The 21,974-nt window shown below is 62.5% G+C and carries 2 protein-coding genes; both read left to right on the top strand.

Annotated features, from left to right (window positions below):
* Nucleotides 1-208: 208 nt before the first annotated feature.
* Nucleotides 209-21,718 carry an autotransporter-associated beta strand repeat-containing protein gene (locus ACILSR_RS30440; RefSeq protein WP_395753590.1) on the top strand — a complete coding sequence of 7,170 codons (21,510 nt, stop codon included), beginning with the start codon at nucleotides 209-211 and terminating at the stop codon, nucleotides 21,716-21,718.
* 56 nt (nucleotides 21,719-21,774) lie between these two features.
* The coding region (locus ACILSR_RS30445; protein WP_395753591.1) for a hypothetical protein at nucleotides 21,775-21,974 on the top strand (200 nt) is incomplete at its 3' end.

Here is a 21,974-nt window from a genome sequence, read left to right on the forward strand (position 1 = left end):
ACATCCACACATCTCCTCACCTGCGCCTCGCTGCTCTTTCTTGATCAGCAACTGCAACGACGGACCGCTGTCATGGGTAGGGAAAACGTGGATGTTCGACCGGCATTTTACGAAAAAACCTGTCAGTCCGATGGCTGAGTCAGAGTCCTTTCCACACCGTCCCCTCATTTTGATTTTCCTCTCTGTTTCCCGTCCTGCCTTCTTTGCCATGAAAAGCATTCTCTCGCTTGTCCTCCTGAGTTTCACCGCAGCGCTTTACGCGGTCGAGCCGTTCCCGGCAAAAACAGCCGTAGAATCCGTTCCTATCCCGTTTTCGGAACTAGGGTCGAAGGCGACGGCGGACTACAAGGGCGATGCCATTGGCATTACCGCCACGGCAGGCGGCGCCATTCTGCGCACCGGATTCCAGAAACTTGTTGGCACGGTGACCCGCGAGGGCCTTTCGCTGGAGTCCACCGCAGAGGGTGGAGGCACCTTGAAACTCTCCGCCAGCGCCATTGGGCGGGCCGAAGGGCAGACCTCCCCGATTCCCCAGCGGGGCAGCGTCGTCTTCACAGACAAGCTTGTCACCTTCACCCGACCAGGCTTGGTTGAGGAATACAGCGTCAGTGCCGATGGCGTCCGTCAAGATTTTATCGTCATGCAACGGCCTGCGGGTTCAGGCGGTGTCAATGTGGAGCTCGCGCTGAGTGGGGCCACGGCGGAAGCGGCCTCTGAAGGGGTAAAACTTACGCTGGACCGCTCCGGACGTGTGCTGGCTTACAACCGCCTGCGCGTGACGGATGCCACGGGCCGCGCTCTTGCTGCGACTTTGGAAGTTCTGTCCCCTGCACGCCTGGCTGTGCGTGTGGAGGATGCGGGTGCGGTTTATCCGGTTCGGATCGACCCCACCTTCAGCGACGCGGACTGGGTGAGCCTGAGCTCTGGGCTGATAGGCACGTCGAACGCGGTGAACGCACTCTTGGCAGATGCCAGCGGCAATCTCTATGTGGGCGGCTCCTTTGTAGTGGCTGGCACTGTCGTCGCCAACCGCATTGCCAAATGGGACGGCAGCGTTTGGACGACTCTTGGCTCCGGAATGGATGGCGCAGTCAATTCGCTGGCCCTGAACGGCACCGATCTTTACGCGGGAGGTTCCTTCCTCACTGCGGGCGGGGTGACAGTGAACCGCATCGCCAAGTGGAATGGCACCGCCTGGTCGGCCCTCAGCACCGGTATGAACGGCAGCACTGTCAATGCGCTGGCGGTCAGCGGCACTGATCTCTATGCCGGGGGAGACTTTACCACTGCGGGTGGGGTGACGGTCAACCGCATCGCCAAGTGGGACGGCACCGCTTGGTCGGCTCTCAGTACGGGCATGGCCAGTGGCAGCGTCAACGCGCTGGCGGTGAGTGGCAGCAATCTTTATGCGGGGGGGAGCTTCCTCGTTGCTGCCGGGGTTACGGTCAACAGCATCGCCAAGTGGGATGGTACCGCCTGGTCGGCTCTCAGCACCGGGATGTCTAACCCTAATGTCAGGGCGCTTGCGGTGAACGGCACCGATCTTTATGTGGGGGGGCTCATGGTCTCTGCAGGTGGAGTCACCGCCTATGCCATAGCGAAGTGGAACGGCACCGCCTGGTCGGCATTGAGTCAGGGGCCGACTTCCACGGTCAACGCGTTGGCGTTCGTCGGCACCAATCTCTATGCCGGGGGGGGATTTACCTCCGCGGACGGGCTGACGGTCAACCGCATTGCCAAGTGGAGTGGCACCGCCTGGTCGGCGTTGGGTGCGAGCACGGGTACAAACGGCACCGTTTCTGCGGTGGCATTGATGGGCACCGATCTTTACGTCGGCGGAGACTTCACCTTGATAAGCTCAGTTCCTGCCAGAGGCATCGCCAAGTGGAACGGCAGCGCGTGGTCGGCACTCGGTAGCGGGGTCAGTTCCAACTCCGTATGGGCCCTGGCGGTCATGGGCAGCGACCTTTATGCGTCGGGTACTTTCCCTTCAATCGGCGGGGTGTCAGGAACCGGTGGGGTCGCCAAGTGGAACGGCACTTCCTGGTCGAAACTTGGCACCGCAGGAACCGCCATTCATGGCCTGACAATGGCCGTGAGAGGTACTGATCTGTACGTCGCGGGATCCTTCTCCACTGTGGGCGTGGTGACGGCCGAAAGAATCGCCAAATGGGATGGCAGCACTTGGTCGGCACTCGGCACAGGGTTCGCCGGTCAGCCCTCTTCAATGGCAGTGCTAGGCAGCGATTTGTACGTTGGCGGAGCTTTGACCCAGGCGGGCGGAGTGACGGTCACAGGTATCGCCAAGTGGAATGGCAGCATCTGGTCTGCGGTGGGCGGGGCGTTGAACAGTCCTTATGTCAATGCACTGGCCGTAAAGGGCACCGATCTCTACGTCGGGGGAAGTTTCACTTCGATCGGAGCGCTTACGGCCAACTACGTCGCCAAGTGGGACGGCACTGCCTGGTCGGCCCTCGGGACAGGACTTGGCTCCTCCGTCAATGCGTTGGCGGTGAGTGGCAGTGATATTTATGCCGGCGGAGACTTTACCACGGCAGGCGGCGCTGCCGCCAATCGCATTGCCAAGTGGTCAGGCACTGCCTGGTCGGCCCTGGGGTCTGGCATGGATGGAAGCGTGAAGGCGCTGGTTGTCGATGGCTCGTCACACCTGTATGCAGGCGGCTCCTTCGGCACGGCGGGGTCCACCCTCTCCCCCTCCATCGTACGGGCGAATCTGCCACTGAACCCTCCTAGCGTCACCAGCCTTGACATCGCCAGCGGCAGCACGGCCGGTGGCACAAGCGTCACGATCACGGGCACGGGCTTCACCGGAGCCACCACCGTCACCATCGGCGGCGTGGCGGCGGCGAGTTTTTCCGTGGGTAATGACACCACCATCACTGCGGTGATGCCTGCGGGCACGGCAGGCAGCGCAAGCGTGGTGGTGACGACCCCGGGCGGCAGCAACGCGGCGAACACACTGTACTCTTACAGCACGCCGCTTTACACCAACCATTTCACAGGTAACTCGGGCGGCCTGCCTGCGGGCTGGACGGACATGGGGCTGGACACGGCGGGGACCTCCACCATTGTCGAGTCCGGCACGGTGGTGACGATCACGGACACCCGTAGCAATGGCGGGCCCAAATTGATGAAGACGGCCAGCCTGGGGCCTCTTGCGGCATTCACCGCCTATGTGGACATTAGCTCCATGACCTCCCCCACGATCGGTGGCGTGCCGCAGGCCCTGGTGGCTGTGGGCCAGTTCGGTTCCGCTTATGTGTTCATTGTCAATTTCGATGCGGTTACCAAAACATTTAAAGCCAGCGCCATCGGCGGCACATCCGGCTCATTGACGCTGGCTGGCGGGCCGCATCTGCCTTCCTATGCAGGCGGCGCCCTCTCGTATGTGGTGCAGGCGGACACGGACAGCTTCCGGGTCACCAGCACGACGGACAGCTATGACTCGGGGGAAATTCTCTTCTCCGCCATCGGTGCCTCCGGCTTTGATTCAATCGATGATCTGGGCACCGCGCCCACGCTGCTTCTGGGGGCCGAAAGTGGTGGCTCGGTGACGGATGCCCTGGCCTCGGTGGCTTTTGACCGGGTGGTGCTGGACGGCACTGCCGCTGTCACTGTCACGGCCATCCTGCCGCCCAATGGCACCACGGCGGGTGGCTCGTCTGTGACGATCATCGGTACGGGCTTCACCGGGGCCACTGGTGTGACAATCGGCGGCGTGGCGGCCACGGGAGTGACCGTCATCAGTGACACGATGCTCACGGCGACGACCGGCGCGCATGCGTCAGGGGCCACTAACGTGGCGGTCACCGCGCCTGGCGGAACGGCTACTGGCACGGGAATGTACACCTTTGGCACGGCACCAGTGGCTGCCGGAGGCACCTGGGGGGAACAAACAGGGACAGGCAGCATCACTTGCTACTCCATCACCTCCTCCGCCGATGGGCTCAAACTAGCGGCGGCGGCCAATAACGGCTCCATCTGGACCTCCACCAATGGCGGGGTAACATGGACGGAGCGGACGGGTGCTGGCACCCGCATTTGGTATGGCATCACCTCCTCGTCTGATGGACTTAAATTGGCAGCGGTGGCTTTTGGCTCCGCAGTCGTGACTTCCTCTGACGGCGGTGCGAATTGGACGGTGCGTACAGCTTCAGGAACTGGCCTCTGGCATTGCATCACCTCCTCCGCAGATGGCAGCAGGCTGGCTGCGGTGCAGTATGGTGGGAACATCAAAACCTCCACCGACAGCGGGGCTACCTGGACATCCAGCGCCACCGGAAGTGGTCTGAATTGGGTCGGCATCGCCTCCTCGGCAGACGGCATGAAACTGGTGGCCGTCGCAAAGAGCGCAGTCGTCTGGACTTCGACCGATGGTGGCGTCAACTGGACGCAGAACGCGGGGTCTTCGGCTCTCCAATATCAGACCTGCGCCTCCTCGGCAGATGGCACGAAGCTGGCGGCAGCGGTATATGGCGGCTACATCTACACTTCAGCTGACAGCGGCGTGACATGGACGGAGCGAAGCCCACCGGGCAATGCCTCGTGGACAGGCATCACTTCTTCGGCGGATGGCAATCTCCTCGCGGCAGTGGCTGATGGAACGAGTGTTTGGACCACCAGCGACGCAGGCAGCAATTGGGTGGAGCGCACATCCTCAGATTCCCGCTCCTGGACGTCCATCACCACCTCGGCGGATGGCAGTCGGCTGGCTGCAGGTGTCGGCGGAGGCTACATCTACACTTCGCAAGGCGCTGCTGCTCCCACCGTCACCAGCCTGGACATCACCAGTGGCAGCACGGCCGGTGGCAACAGCGTCACGATCACGGGTACGGGCTTCACCGGAGCCACCACCGTCACCATCGGCGGCGTGGCGGCGGCGAGTTTTTCCGTGGTCAATGACACCACCATCACCGCGGTGATGCCTGCGGGCACGGCAGGCAGCGCAAGCGTGGTGGTGACGACCCCGGGCGGCAGCAACGCGGCGAACGCCCTCTTTACCTACAACGCCCCTCCGACACTGGCGGCCATCATCAAGAGCGGCTTTGAGGACACAACGGTGACCTTCGCTGCGGCAGACTTTACCGGAGCCTATAGCGATCCGGAAAGCACCGCCCTGGCCAGCATCACCGTCGCTTCTCTGCCCATCACGGGCGCCTTGAAGCTCTCTGGGGTTGACGTCACTGCCAGCCAGGTGATCGCGGCGGCAAATCTCGCCAACCTGACCTACGTGCCTGCCGTTAATGAAAACGGTGACAAGACCTTCGGGGTAACCGCGTCCGACGGTACCTCCTCCTCCGCTCCCGCCACGACGGTTACCATGACACTGACGCCAGTCAATGATGCTCCCAGTTTCGCCTTGCCCGCTGGCGTCACCACCCCTGCTGGGGCCATCTGGACAGCGCGGGATAGCGATCGCAGCTGGACTTCCATCGCCTCTTCCGCAGATGGCACCAAGTTGGCCGCAGTGACGAACGGCGGCATGATCTACACCTCGACCGACAGCGGGGCGATCTGGACGGCACGAGAAAGTGATCGCAATTGGAAGTCCATCGCCTCCTCGGCAGACGGCAGCAAACTGGCGGCGGTGGTCAACGGCGGCCAAATTTACACCTCCACTGACAGTGGAGCGAGCTGGACCGCACGGGACAGCAGCCGCGACTGGCAGTCCATCACCTCCTCAGCGGATGGCAGCAAACTGGCGGCGGTGCATCTGGGCTTCATCTACACGTCCACCAACAGCGGAATCTCCTGGACGCAGCAGAGCGCCCCCAACACCTACTGGGTCTGCATCACCTCCTCTGCGGATGGCAGCAAGCTGGCTGCTGTGGACTGGGGCAGCGCGATTTACACCTCCTCCGACAGCGGAGTGACTTGGACGCTGAGGGGCGGGGGCAATTGGTGGGCCATCACGTCCTCAGCGGACGGCAGCAAGCTGGCCGCGACACAGACAAACGGCCAGATTTACACCTCCACCGACAGCGGGGCAAGCTGGACGGCACAGGCCAGTGGTAGTTTCAACTGGAAGGCCATCACCTCTTCCGCAGATGGCAGCAAGCTGGCGGCGGTGGCCGACAGCAGCCAGATTTACACTTCCGCTGACAGCGGTGTGACCTGGGTGGCGCGGGAAAGCGATCGTACTTGGTCTTCCATTGCCTCTTCCGCAGATGGCGGCATGCTGGCGGCAGTGGACGGCGCAGGGCGTATTTACACCTCAGCTGGCGGCTCAGCCCCTCATAACATCAGCGTGGCTGGAGGTTCCGGCGTCTCCACGACGGCGGGTTTTGCCAGCAGCATCAGCGCAGGCCCGGCAACTGAGGCTGGACAGACGGTGAGTTTCGCGGTGAGCGCTGACAACACGGGACTCTTCACCACCCAGCCCGCTATTGCCGGCAACGGCACGCTCACCTTTACTATTGGCAGCACGGCTGGCTCGGCCATCGTGACCGTGGTCGCCCAGGATGACGGCGGCACCGCCAACGGTGGCACGGACACGAGCGCCTCACAGACCTTCACGATCACTGTGACGCTTCCCGTGCCCACCGTCACCAGCCTGGACGTCACCAGCGGCAGCACGGCTGGCAGCACCAATGTCACGATCACGGGCACGGGCTTCACCGGAGTCACGGGCGTGACCTTCGGCGGCGTGGCGGCGGCGAGCTTCACGTTCGTCAATGACACCACCATCACGGCCACCACCGCAGCGGGCAGCGCAGGCAGCGCCAGCGTGGTGGTGACCACGGCGGGTGGCAGCAATGCCGGCAACGCGCTCTACACCTACGCGGTGCCCGACTACATCATCACCACCACGGGCAATGCCATCGTGGTCACGGACAGCACCGGCAATGCCGACACCCTGACCCTCTCCGAACCTAGTGCAGGTAACATCCAGTTTGCCGCTGCAGGCCGCAACTTCACCGTGAACAACGGGGGCATCATTTCCGGCGACTCCGGCACTCTTTCCCGCACCAGCGTCACCAGCATCAGCGTCGATGCAGCAGCAGGCGCTGATACCATCAATGTCGGTGCCTTCACCGGAACCCTGCCCAACCTCACGCTCAATGGCGGCACAGGCAATGACACGGTGAACCTCAATGGCAGCCTCACCTTCGCATCGAACGCCAGCCTCGATCTCGACCTGCAAAACGACAACGCGTCGCCGGGCATCGATTCGGTCAATGTGTCCGCCAGCGCCGTGGTCGCCGCCTCGGGCACGGGCACCGTCACGGTCCGGGTGAGCCAGAGTTTGGCACTGTCCACCGGCGGCCAGCTGAAAACGGTGAATGGGGCGCTCACGATTGAAGCAAACATTGCAGGGACGAACACCAACACCTTTGACGGCGTCACGGTGGATGGGGGCTCGATTCAGACAACGGGAACTGGCATCTTGACGGTGGTTGGCAAAGGCGGCAGCGGCGGCGGCACAGCTCCATCGGGCGTCGTGCTCCTGCATGCGGGCACTATCATCGGCGGCACCAGCGGCACGGTTTCCGTCACGGGCACCGGCGGCACGGGCTCCTCCACCAACTCTGGACCGCTCGGCTTGGCTGGGGTGAAAGTCATGAACGGCAGTTCGACGATCACCTCCTCCGGGGCCAATGTGCAGGTCACCGGATTTGGCGGCACTGCGACTGGCGATTCCGCTTGGGGTATTCTCGTTTACAACAACGGCACGATCACCGCGGGGGGAACTGGATCGGTCACAGTGGCTGGAACTGGAGGCAGTTGTTCCGGGGGCTTTAATATCGGAGTGCTCCTCTCCAGCAACAACACCTTCATCACCTCGGCCAATGGGCCCGTGCAGGTGACCGGCATCGGCGGAGTCGGCGGAGACTCCAATCATGGTGTTATGTCCAAGTTGAACGGCAAGATCACGGCGGGTGGGACAAATGCGGTCACCGTGACGGGCACCGGCGGCAGCGGCACGGGCGGCGGTCACACCGGCGTCTTGGTGACTGACAGCGGCAGCCAGATTACTTCGGGCGGCGGAAATATTACCGTCACCGGCACTCCAGGCACCGGTGGGACTGCCGCTAACGGCGTGCAATTCATTTCATCCGGCGCTCTGACGACGGCCACCAATGGCGGCAACATCACGGTGATTGCAGACACCATGGGGCTGAGTGGGCCGGTGAGCGGTAACAGCAGCAGCACGGTGGCGCTTCGACAGAAGACGAACGGCGTGGCGTTCGATCTCGGCTCTGGTGTGAACACCACACCCAGCACGGTAGAACTCTCGGATGCCGAACTCGATAACGTCACCGCCGGGACAGTGGCAATCGGCGATGCCAACAGCGGCACCATCACCACCAGCGCGGCGATCACCCATCCGAACAACCTCTCCCTCATCACCGGCGCGGGCCTGACCGTCAGCCAGTCCCTAACGATGCCGGTGAACAAGAATCTCACGGTCAATGGGGTTGGCACCCTGGCCGTCAATGCCGCCATCGCTGCCACCGGCACAGGAGCTATTTCGATGACCACGGCGCGTGATATCGTTGTCACCAGCGCAGCGATTTCGACGGTGAACGGTGCACTCAGCCTCAGTGCGAATGCCGCAGGAACCAACACTGCCGCCTTCACGGGCGTCTCTGTGAATACCAACTCGTCAGTTTCCGTCACGGGAAGCGGCAACCTGACGGTGGTTGGCAAAGGCGGCTCTGGCGGCGGCACAGCCCCATCGGGCGTCGAAGTCGTCGATACCAGCTCTATCAGCGGCGGCACCAGCGGCACGGTTTCGGTCATGGGCACCGGCGGCACGGGTTCTTCCGTGAACACCGGGTCGGGCAGCATGGGTGGGGTGAAAGTCTGGAACAGCTCGTCCATCACCTCCAACGGCGCCAACGTGCAGGTCACCGGGGTCGGCGGCACCGGGACCACATCGGCTGTCTGGGGTATTCTGCTCTATGTCGGCGGCAGCAATATCAGCGCGGGAGGAACGGGATCGGTCACGGTTCACGGAACTGGAGGCAGCAGCTCCGGGGGCTTTAACAACGGTGTGGATATCAACACGCAGAACGGCCGTATCAGCGCGAACAATGGCCCCGTGCAAGTCACCGGCATCGGCGGAGTCGGGGGAGCTGGCAACCATGGCGTCAATTTTCGGAATACGAGCGATATGTACACGGTCGGGGCGAACGCGCTCACCATCACCGGCACCGGCGGCAGCGGCACGGGCGGAGGTCACGGTGGCATCCTGGTCGGTGCCAGCACCAATGAAATCAAGACGGGCGGCGGGAATATCATCATCACCGGCACCCCCGGCACCGGCGGCAGCGGCAATCTCGGAGTGTATGCTAACGGCACGCTGACGACGGCCACCAATGGCGGCAACATCACGGTCATCGCGGATAGCATGAATCTCGCGACGGGCACGGTGAGCACCAATAGCTCCGGCACGGTGACGCTGCGCCAGAAGACCAACGCGGTGGCGATCAACCTCGGCTCCGCCGTGGATACGACCGCCAGCACTCTGGAACTCTCGGATGCGGAACTCGACACCGTCACTGCCGGCACCCTGGTCATCGGCGATGCGAACAGCGGCCTGACCACGATCAGTGATGTGATCAGCCCGGTGGGCTACCCGACTCTGGACATCCAGAAGGCGCTCACCTTTGCGGCGACGGGCGGCTTCAGTGCCGATCTGACCTCGGCCACGGTGTTTGAAAAGCTCAAGGCCAATGGCGCGGTCATCATCACTGCCGGCGCCTCCTTGACGGCGACGTCGGTCGGCGGCTACGTTCCTGCGGTGGGGGGCACCTTCACGATCCTGGACAATGTTTCCGCCAGCACCACCACCGGCAGCTTCAGCGGCAAGCCGGAAGGCACGCTGGTTGCCATTGGCGGCGTCAATAACACGCTCACCTATGCTGGCGGCACCGGCAATGATGTGGTGTTTACCACGACGACTGGATTTGCTCCAACCCTGGGTGTCCCGGTCACCTACAGCGCCGTCATCGGCGGTTCCGCGCCTGTCACCATCACGGGAGGCGGCACGCTGGTGCTCAGCGGTGCCAACACCTACACAGGGAACACGCAGGTGCAGAGCGGCACGGTCTCGGTCAACTCCGTCGCCCCCAACTCGGCTCCGCAGCCCCTCGGTCAATCAACCGACGTGCACCTGGGCGTGGCGGGCACCTCCTCCGGCACGCTGCTTTATACCGGCGGCGCGGCCAACCTGCCGAAGAACGTCTTCGCTCTGGGCAACGGCTCTGACACCATCCAGAACTCGGGCAGCGGCCTCCTAACCCTCTCGGGCACGCTCACGAAAACAGGCACGGTGCTCACGCTGCGGGGCGGCCCCTCTGGCATCCGGGTCACCGGCTCGATCACTGGCAACACTGGCAGCCCCAACTCCGATCTGATCATTGACGGTGGCACCACCACGCTGGCCAGCGCCAACACCTACAACGGCCCCACTTACATCATCAACGGCGGCATCCTGAATGCGGACGCAGTGGACGCGCTGCCTACGAACCCGGCGCGCTCCGCCATCCTCATGGACCAGAGCGGCACGGGCAGCTCCACGCTGGCCCTCGGTGTCAGCCAGTCCGTGCTGTCCCTCACCGGGGCCGCCACCTCGTCCCTGAACCTCAATGCGAACAGCCTGACGGTGGGAGACACCTCCGGCAGCACCACGTTTGCCGGTATCATCAGCGGCACAGGCGGCAGCCTCGTCAAGGATGGCGCCAGCACCCTGGTGCTCAGCGGGACGAACACCTACACCGGCGGCACGAATGTTACGGCGGGTTCCATTGTCCTGGGCAATCAGAATGGCTTCGGCACGGGCACGGTCACCCTGGCAGGCGGAGTGAATTTCAGCACCTCGGGTTTTGAGGGTAACACCGTCGCCGGTGCGCTTCCCAATGCCTTCGTTCTCAGCGGCGGGATGGTGAACGTGGATGTCAGCTTTTTTGGCCATAATGATGTGTGGATCAACACTGGCGTCTCCGGAACCGGGGGATTTTCGGTCACTTCGAGTGGCGGGACCATGCGCACACCGGGGCTCATGCTTTCAGGCGCCAAGACCTTCCAAGGAGGAGTGACTGTCGGAGACAATGCCCGCGTCACGATCGACAACAACACCTCCCTCGGGACGGGCGGCCTGCGTGCGGACGGCGGAACGGACACGCTTCGGGTGGCAGGCAATGTCTCCAATGTGGCGAACAGCGTCGTGATCGCGAGTGGCGCCACCTTGAGTGTCGAGGTGGACAGCGGGATTGGCGCGCTCCTGTCTGGTGTCATCTCTTCCGAGGGAGCCGGCGGCAGCCTGACGAAGAGTGACACAGGCACTCTGACCTTGACCGGTGCCAACAGCTACACGGGAGCCACCACGGTGAGCGCGGGTGTGTTGAATATCCAAAATGCAACTGCGCTGGGCACGACGGCGGCGGGCACGAGCGTGGCTTCAGGGGCCGCGCTGGAAATGCAGGGCGGCATCACCGTGGGAAATGAATCTTTGACCTTGAACGGCACAGGCGTGAGCGCCGCAGGTGCCATGCGCAGCATCAGCGGTACCAACGTATATGGCGGGGTTGTCACACTGGGCAGCGACACGCGCATCAACACAGATTCCGGCGCGCTGCTCCTCACTAACGCTGGCACGATCACCGGAGCTGGGTTTGGACTGACCGTGGGCGGGAGTTCCAACACGGTCATCTCCAGCATAATCGGCACGGGCACCGGCGGCTTGACCAAGGATGGCAACGGTCTGCTGGCTTTGACCGGTGCCAATACCTACACCGGCACCACGAGCATCTCCGCAGGCATCCTGACCATCGGCAATTTCACGACAACGGGGTCGCTGTCCACCAGCAGCGCGATCGTCAATAACGCCACCCTCCTCTTTGCTCGCACCAATCTGCTGACCCAGGGCACGGATTTTGCCAATGTCATAAGTGGCAGTGGCGTGGTAATACAGGGAAGCGGCGGCACGACAATCCTGTCAGGAGCGAACACCTACACCGGCGCGACGACGGTGAGCGAGGGCGTATTGAACATCCAAAATGCCAACGCGCTGGGCACGACCGCCGCAGGCACGACCGTGAATTCGGGCGCTGCGCTGCAGATTCAGGGCGACATCACCACCGCAGCCGAAGCTTTGACTGTGAACGGCACGGGCGTGAGCAACGACGGCGCAATGCGCAATATCAGCGGCAACAACAACTATGCAGGTCTCGTCACACTGGGAGCTGCCACGCGCATCAACTCAGATGCCGGCACCCTGACCCTTGGCAACTCCGGGACCATCACCGGCTCCGGGCTTGACTTGACCGTCGGCGGGGTAGGGGACACGACCATCAACAGCATCATCGGCACAGGCACGGGCACCTTGACCAAGGACGGCGCTGGCACCCTGTCTTTGACGGGGGCCAACACTTACACCGGCACCACGACCATCAGCGCAGGCTCGCTCTCGATCGGCAATGGCGGCACGACGGGCGCGCTGGCCACCGGCAGCGCGATCGTCAACAACGCAACCCTGGTCTTCAACCGGAGCAACACGCTGACCCAGGGCACGGACTTCGCCACAGTGATCAGTGGCAGTGGCGCGGTGACGCAGGCGGGGGCCGGCACGACGGTTCTGAACGGAACGAACACCTACACGGGGTTGACGACGGTGAGCACCGGCGTGTTGAACATCCGGAGCGCAGGCGCTCTGGGCACGACCGCCGGGGGCGTGACCGTGTCTGCGGGGGCGACACTACAGATCCAGGGCGGCATCTCCGTCGGAGCCGAGCCTCTAACCTTGAACGGCACCGGCGTGGGCGACAACGGAGCCCTCCAGAACGTCAGCGGGATCAACTTCTACGGCGGGCTCGTCACGCTGGGCAGCAACACGCGCATCAACTCAGGGAACGGGACATACTTGGGGCTCACCAACCCCGGTATCATCACCGGAGCGGGGTTTGATCTGACGCTGGGCGGTGTCAACGCCAGTATAGAGATCCGGAGCGTCATCGGTACTGGTTCGGGGAAACTGACGGTAGATGGCAGCGGTCAGTTCTCCCTGAGCGGAGCCAATACCTACACCGGTACGACAACCATCAGCAGTGGAACTCTGGCCCTTGGCTTCGCCACCACAACGGGTTCGTTGTCCCCCAGCAGTGCGATCGTCAATAATGCCGCCCTCGCGTTCAACCGCACAAATCTGATGACCCAAGGCACAGATTTCGCCAGTGTGATCAGTGGCAGTGGCTTGGTGGTGCAGGGGCGTGTCGGCGGCACGACGATCCTGAACGGAGCGAATACATACGCGGGGCTGACGAATGTGATCGCCGGCACGTTGAACATCCAGAACGCCGACGCGCTGGGCACGACGGCTGCGGGCACGAGCGTGTCTTCGGGCGCTGCGCTGCAAATTCAGGGCGGTATCACCACGGGGGCCGAGGCTTTGACCCTCAACGGTACAGGCATCAGCACCGATGGCGCGCTGCGCAATATCAGCGGCACCAACAACTATGCCGGTCTTGTCACCCTGGGCAGCGCCACGCGGATCAACTCAGATTCCGGCACCCTGACTCTCAGCAACTCGGGCACCATCACCGGTTCAGGATTGGGACTGACCGTGGGCGGCGCTGGCAGCACTCAAATCGCCAGCGTCATCGGCACGGGCACTGGCACGCTGACCAAGGATGGCGCAGGCACTCTGACGCTCTCTGGCGCAAACACCTACACCGGCAGCACCACCGTCAGCCTGGGAACTTTGCAGATCGGCAATGGCGGCACGACGGGAGCGCTTTCCTCCAGCAGTGCGATCACCAACAACTCGGCCTTGGTTTTCAACCGCAGCAACACGGTCACTCAGGGGACTGATTTTGCCACGGTGATCAGCGGCAGCGGTGCGGTGCAGAAGTCGGGCTCTGGCACGTTAATCCTGTCCGGCGCGAACACCTACACGGGAGCTACGACCGTAAGCACTGGCGTGCTCAACATCCAGAACGCAAGTGCCCTGGGCACGACTGCTGGCGGCACCAGTGTGGCATCAGGTGCTGCATTGCAGATTCAAGGCAGCATCACCACCGGCGCTGAAGCATTGACCCTGAACGGTACAGGTATCAGCAGTGATGGCGCTCTGCGCAACATCAGCGGCACCAACACCTACGCCGGGCTTGTCACGCTGGGCAGCGCCACACGCATCAACTCAGATGCCGGTACACTGACCCTCAGCAACGCCGGCTCCATCACCGGAGCCACGTTTGACCTGACGGTGGGCGGTGCGGGCGACACGACGATCAATAGCAGGATACTCACCACCAGCGGCAGCTTGACCAAGGATGGTGCCGGCACCCTGACTTTGACCGGTCTCAACGCCTACACGGGAGCGATGACGGTTAGCGTCGGCGTGTTGAACATCCAGAACGGCAACGCGCTGGGTACGACGGCTGCGGGCACGAGCGTGAGTTCGGGCGCAGCACTGCAAATTCAAGGCGGCATAGGAGTAGGATTTGAGGCATTAACCTTGAACGGCACGGGCATAAACAACGACGGTGCCTTGCGCAATATCGGTGGAAACAGCTACGCCGGACTTATCACACTGGGCAGCGCCACTCGCATTAACTCAGATGCCAGTACGCTGTCCCTCAGCAATCCTGGCACCATCACCGGAGCTACTTATGGACTAACGGTGGGCGGAGTTGGTAACACTGTTATCGGCGGCATCATCGGCACGGGCACGGGCTCCTTGACCAAAGATGGCAGCGGCGGTCTGACTTTGACCGGTGCCAACACCTACACCGGCACCACGACCATCAGTGCAGGCAGCCTGAATATAGGCATTGGCGGCACGACGGGCTCGCTGTCCCCCAGCAGCGCGATAGTTAATAACGCCAATCTGGCCTTCGTCCGCTCCAATACGCTGGTCCAAGGCACGGATTTCGCCAACGTGATCAGTGGCAGCGGCGCTGTGCAACAGTTTGGCAGCGGCACGACGATCCTCAATGGCACAAACACCTTTGCTGGATTGACGACGGTGAGCGGGTCAGGCGTATTGAACATCCAGAGTGCCGACGCGCTGGGCACGACTGCTGTGGGCACGACAGTGTTTTCAGGTGCGGCACTGCAAATTCAGGGCGGCATCACCACCGCAGCCGAGGCTTTGACCTTGCGCGGCACCGGCGTGAGCAACGACGGCGCCCTCCGCAACATCACCAACTCCAACACCTACGCAGGGCTTGTCACGCTGGGCAGCAACACACGCATCAACTCAGATGCAGGCACCCTCACACTGAGCAACACCGGGACAATCACCGGAGCAACGTTTGGAATGTCGGTAGGCGGAGCTGGCAACACGACCATCAACAGCATCATCGGCACGACCAGCGGTACGTTGACCAAGGATGGTGCCGGCACGCTGACTCTGACTGGAGCCAATACTTACACCGGCAACACGACCCTTTCTGCAGGGACTTTGCAACTGACGCAGGCCAATGCTTCCAGCGCCTACATTTTCAATGGTGGGGCGCTGCAATACAATTTTGGCGCAGTTAATTTCAACACTGGTGGAAACTTAACTTTTAACGCCGATGCCACGATCAGCAACCTGGGGCAGCAGGTCAATTTCGTCGGAACGGTGAATGGCAACAACCACGTGCTGACCATCGATAATGGCAGCAACGCCAATCCCCTCTACTTCAACGGGTCCTTCGGTTCCGCTTTATCGCAGGTGAATATCGTCAATGGGATTGCTGGGGAAGACAGCAATGGTGGAATCCCGCTGAGGGATGCGAGCATCGTGATATCCAGCGGTGCTGCTTTCACCACGTTCCATGACATTACCATCAACAATAACTTCACGCTCAATGGGGGGGCTGGCCCGAATGGAAATGGCGTGCTGCAAAATGAAGGCGGCGGAACGGTCGTTTATTCGGGCACCATCAATCTTAACAGTGGCAGCTCCAGCATCGGCACTGGCGGTGGCAACATGAGCATGACCAATGGGGTGAGCGGCGGCGGCAGCCTGACCAAGATCGGGGCTAATACCCTGACCCTGAGCGGTGCGAGCACCTACACTGGCACCACGACAGTGAGCGGGGGTATCCTCAACATACAGAACGCCACCGGACTTGGCACCACGGCTGCGGGAACCTCCGTCAGAAATGGCGCGACCTTGCAGATGCAGGGCAATATTACCGTCGGAGCGGAGGCTCTCTCCCTCAATGGCGGAGCAGCCAGCGGCCAGACGGGCGCCTTGGTCAACGTCAGCGGCACCAACACCTACGGTGGTGCCATCACCGTTGCCTCCAGCAGCTCCCTCTCAGCGGCCAGCGGCTCGGTGCTCAATCTCACCGGCGGCGTGATCAAGGACGGCACCGTGGCGACCTTCAATGGTGGCGGCACCATCAATGTCAGCACGGTGGCCATCAGCGGAGCCTCGGCCAATTCCGACTTGGTCATTGACGGCACCACGGTGAACCTGAACGTGGCCAACACCTACAACGGCCCGACCTTCATCCGCAACAGCGGCACTCTTAATGCCAACGTGGCTGGCGCCCTGCCGACGGCCACACGCACAGCGCTGACCTTTGACGGCACGGGCACCTCCGTGCTGACCCTGGGCGCGGCGCAGTCCGTGGCCTCCCTGACCTCGGCCGGTGCGGCCACGATCACCCTGAATACCCATACTCTCACAGTGGGGGATGCCAGCGGCACCACCACCTTCGCCGGAGCCATTGGTGGCACGGGCGGCCTGACCAAGGACAGCGCAAGCATCCAGATCCTCAGCGCCAGCAATGGCTACAGCGGCACGACAACAGTGAGCGCGGGCACCCTGTCCATCACGGGAGACATCAATTCCTCGGCCACGCTCTCGATCAGCGGCGGGCTGCTCTCCACCAGTGGTGCGGACAAGCTGGCCAATACGGCCGCAGTGACGGTGTCCGGCGGCACCCTGACAATCGGCGGAAATGACACCGTGGGCACGCTGAGCATGAGCAGCGGCACCATTGGCGGCTCGGCCACCTTGACGGCGGCGACCTACGACCTGAGTGGCGGCACGGTGAACGGTAATCTGGGAGCGGGAACGCTCACCAGCTCCGGAAACGTGGCCCTCAACGGCACGGCAGGTGCGTTCATCGTGAACATCACCGGTGGCACGCTGACCCTGGGCAATGCGGAGCGTCTGTCGGACACAGCGGCGGTGACGGTGTCCGGTGGCACCTTGGCCATCGGCGCGTTTGACGAAACTGTTGCCTCAGTGCAGCTTTCCTCGGGCAGCATCACCGGTTCCGGCACGCTCACCAGCACGAGCACCTATGACGTGCGCTCCGGCAGCGTGAGCGCAGTGCTTGGCGGCACGGTGGGATTGACGAAATCCACCGGCGGCACGGTGACGCTGTCGAACTCGAACACCTACACGGGGACCACGACCGTCAATGGCGGAACCCTGGCCCTGAGCGGTGCGGGTCAGATCTCCGACAGTTCTTCGCTGGTTGTTTCCGGCGGCATCTTCGCCATCGGCACCGTGAGCGACACCGTTGCCGGTGTGCAGCTGACTTCGGGCAGCATCACGGGTTCAGGCGGTGTGCTGACCAGCAGCAGCACCTATGACATGCAGAACGGCTCGGTGAGCGCCATTCTGGGCGGCAGCGTGGGACTGACCAAGACCACGGCGGGTGCGGTGACGCTGAGCGGCATCAACACCTACACCGGCGCCACCTTGCTGAGTGCGGGGGATCTGACGGTCAACGGCAGCATTGGCAGCAGCAGCCTGACGACGATCAACGGCGGAACCTTGATGGGAACGGGCACGGTGGGAGCGATCCAGCTCAACAGCGGCGGCGCCATCAATCCCGGCGGCGCGTCCACCGCGGGCACTCTGAGCACGGGCAACATCTCCATCGTGGACGGCCAGCTCCACTTCAACATCGGCGGCACCGGCAGCTACGACCAGATCAGCAGCACTGGCGCGATCAATCTTGCGGCAGGCGGCACCGGAGCCAAGCTCGTGCTGGACGCGATCCTTGGTTACAACGCGACGCTCAACAACGCCTTCACGCTGGTCAGCAACGATCTGACCGATGCCATCACGGGAACCTTTGCCAAAGGCACCTTTGGAGGCACGAAGGTCATCACGCTCAGTGGTGTGGACTACGTGGAGAACGTGCTCGGCTCAAACTACTACGGCCGCATCAACTACTCGGGCAGCTCGAGCGCACCCGGCACCCTGGCCACCCCTGGCAACGACATCATCCTCAAGATTGTCACTCCCGAAATCACCGTCACCGAATCGGGCAACGACCAGACCGACGGCGGCACCTACGACTATGGCAGTGTTGACAAGCTGATGCCCCCCGAGCCGGTGACCAAGACCTTCACCATCAAGAACGACGGGGAAGTGGATCTGATGGGCATCTTGGTGCATGCGCCGACCGGTCCGGCCGCGGCCGATTACACCCTGGACACGACGGGAACGGCCACCACGCTCATACCCGGAGCCAGCACCACCTTCACGCTCACCTTCAGCCCAAGCCGCATCGGCACACGCAATGCTGCCATTGTCATCGACAGCAATGACCTGAACGAAAACCCCTTCAACCTCGCCATCACCGGGATTGGCTCCATCGCGCGTGATGTGCTGGACGGCTGGATTTACACCTACAGCGGACCCACGGCGCCTGCGACACCGCGCAATGGTCTGGCAACCGCTGTGGCGGTGCAGAAGAGCACGACCCGCGACGAGGCCGTGGCGGTGTTTGCCACCGGGCACACCACCAACGCGTCAGGCAATACGGACATTTATACTGCGAAGTATGAACCGGTGACCGGCGCGCTGCTGTGGGCGAAGACTTACAATGGCACGGCCAACGGCACGGATGATGCCAATGCGATCGTGGTGGATGGCAACGGCGACGTGCTGATCACCGGCTATGTCACCAACGGCTTTGCCAACGCGGATGTTTTCGTGGCCAAATATGCTGGATCGGACGGCACCCTCCTCTGGCAGAAAATCTACAGCGGACCCGGCCAGGCCGCCGACATGGGAACCAGCATCGCTGTTGATGCATCGGGCAACGTCGCAGTGGCAGGCTATGGCAAGAACATTGGGGTGGACTTCTTTGCCGCCAAGTACTCCTCGGACGGCAACACCACCTACTTCGAGCGTCTCATTGACGGCGGCAGCTATTATTATGTGGACCAGGCCACCTCCGTGGCGATCGACGCCTCCGGCAACGTGGCTTTGGCTGGCTACAGCAAGACCTCGAACAACAGCAACAAGGACTTCCGCGTGATGAAGCTGGCGTCAGCCGATGGCACCACCCTGTGGTCATGGAACAAGGATGGCACCACCAGCAATGACGACCAGGCCTACTCGGTGGCCTTCACCGCGGCAGGAGAAGTGGTGGCTGCTGGCACTGTGCACTCCGCCACCTACGACATGTTCACGGTGAAGCTCACCAGCGGCGGCAGCCCGGTGTGGCAGAAGCAGTGGGACAGTCCGTATGGCTCGTCGGATGCGGCCTTTGACATGGCGGTGACCAGCGCTGGAGACGTGGTGGTGGGTGGCGCGAGCTACACCTCCGCCAGTGTGCAGGACGGCTACGTGGCCAAGTACAACGGTTCCACAGGTGCCTTGATCTGGGACCGCCGCTTCAATGGACCGGCAGGCCTGCAGGACAGCCTGACCTCATTGGACCTGGACGCGCTTGATAACGTCGTCGTCACCGGTTACTCGGAGAACGCATCCCAAACTTACGATGTGCTGACCGCCAAAATGCTTGCTGCAGACGGCGGCCTGCTGTGGGAGCGCCGCTACAACGGTGCCGCGGACAAGCATGACTACGGTTATGCAGTGGCGATCTCGCCGGACGGCAACATTTTCGTGGGCGGCTACGCGACTGCGGCGGGAGACACGACAGACTTCCTGGTGAAGAACTACCAGGCGCTCAAACCTGTGACCCAGGCGGCGCAGACCATCACCTTTGCCAACCCCGGCACGCAGAGCGCAGGCACGCCGCTGACGCTGTCCGCCACTGCCAGCAGCGGGCTGACGGTGCGGTTCTCCGTGGTGGGCGGCCCGGCGCAGATCGATGACAGCGCCAACACCCTGGTGAAGTTCACAGGATCGGGCAGTGTTACGATTCGTGCGTCGCAGAGCGGCAGCTCCACCTTTGCAGCCGCAACGTCGGTGACCCAGACCTTCACGGTGAACCCAAGCTCGCAGACCATCAGCTTCACTCTGCCGGCAACATTGAACTCCACGGCGCAGTGGCCGCTCACGGGCGTTGCCTCCAGCGGTCTCGCTGTCACTTACAGTGTGCAGAGCGGCCCTGGCAGCATCGCCGGCGGAATCCTTACCTTTAGCGGCACCGGGGCGGTGGTCGTGCGCGCCAGCCAGGCGGGTGACTCGATGTACAACGCTGCCACCGACGTTGACGCCACGGTCACCTCGGTCAACCACGCTCCGATCACGATCTTTGACAGCATCACCGAAAACTGGCGCGACCGCTATGCCGGCACCGGTGCTGGCGTCGGCAATGACATCGCGCTCCAGCTCAGTGGCAACGATGCCATCGCGGGTATTGTGGCCGGTTATACCACCGGGACCACCGGCGGCACCGCCAACAAAGACATCTATCTGGCCAAATACCAGTCGGACGGCACCAAAGTCTGGACTTACATTCAGGCCGTCGCTGGCGATGACGAGGCCATGGCGGTCAAGGTGGATGCCAGCGGGGACGTTTACATCGCCGGTTACATCGCCGGCACAGGCCAGGACCTTTATGTGGCCAAGCACAGTGGCAGCGATGGACACAGGATGTGGTTCTATTCCATCAATGGCGCGGGGAATGGCAACGACGTGGGCGTCTCTCTTGACCTTGAAGGGACCACCAATGTCGTGGTCGGCGGCTACACCTTCGGCACCTCCACCAGCAATGACTTCTTTGCCGCCAAGCTGGCCCAGGTGGATGGCAGCGAGGTGTGGACCAGCACTCAAAACCGTACGACCACCACCTCGGATATCCCTGCCGAGGTCGTCGTCGGCACCGATGGCAGCGTTGCGCTGGGCGGCATCTCGGGCAGCGATGCCTGGACGGTGAAACTCGCTGCCGTCGGCGGTGCCAAGGTCTGGGGCGTGGTCTATAACTTTGCTGGCAAGCCCGATGCCGTCCGAGGCATTGGCATGGACGCCGCAAACAACGTCATCATTGCCGCCTACTCGCAGGGGGCCAACTACGACATGTACACCGCCAAGTATGCGGCCCTCGATGGCACGCTGATCTGGGGCAAGCGCTACAACAGCAGCTTCAACTCCTCCGACGCCCCGTGGGACATGGTCGTCGATGAGGACGCCAACGTGTATGTCACCGGCACCTCCTACCGTTCAGCCAGCGTGCGCGATGGCATGACGCTGAAGTATGCCGGCCTCGATGGCACTCTCATGTGGGAGGGGCGCTACAACGGATCAAGCGGCGGCAACGATGAGAACACCTCCATCTCCCTGGATGGCATCGGCAATCCGGTGATTGGCGGCTATACCACCAATGCCGACTCCACCACGGACGTGTATCTTGCCAAGCACAACAAGGGTGTCGGCGACATCCGCTGGCAGAGGACCTTTGACGGCGACAACAACAAAAACGACAGCATCAAAAAGGTGAAGGTTGATCCGAACGGAGTGGTCTGGATGACCGGATCGGCGACCACCAGCGGAGGTGTCCTGGAAATCCTCGTGCTGCGCGACATCCCATCCCCCTAAACCTTGCCTTGTTGAGACATCCCTTTTCCTTTATAATTTCAACTCTGCTACATCTCATGAACTCATTGCCACTCAAAGCCCTTCTGGTCTTGCTGCTGCTCGGTGCCCGGGCGGGTGCCACGCAGATCATCAACGCAGGCCCAAGCCTGAGCGTGATCCAGGGGGACAAGGCCTCGTTCAGCGCGCAGTTCTTTGACGCCGACGGCAACTCCGGCGTGACGCTGCGCGCGCTGCACGTCTCCAGCGGGCAGGACAT

The sequence above is a fragment of the Prosthecobacter sp. genome (genome assembly GCF_044222565.1).
In the GTDB taxonomy this organism is placed as follows: domain Bacteria; phylum Verrucomicrobiota; class Verrucomicrobiia; order Verrucomicrobiales; family Verrucomicrobiaceae; genus Prosthecobacter.

Excerpts from the sequence above, each read along its gene's own strand:
- ACILSR_RS30440 (WP_395753590.1), top strand. The coding sequence starts at position 209 with ATGAAAAGCATTCTCTCGCTTGTCCTCCTGAGTTTCACCGCAGCGCTT.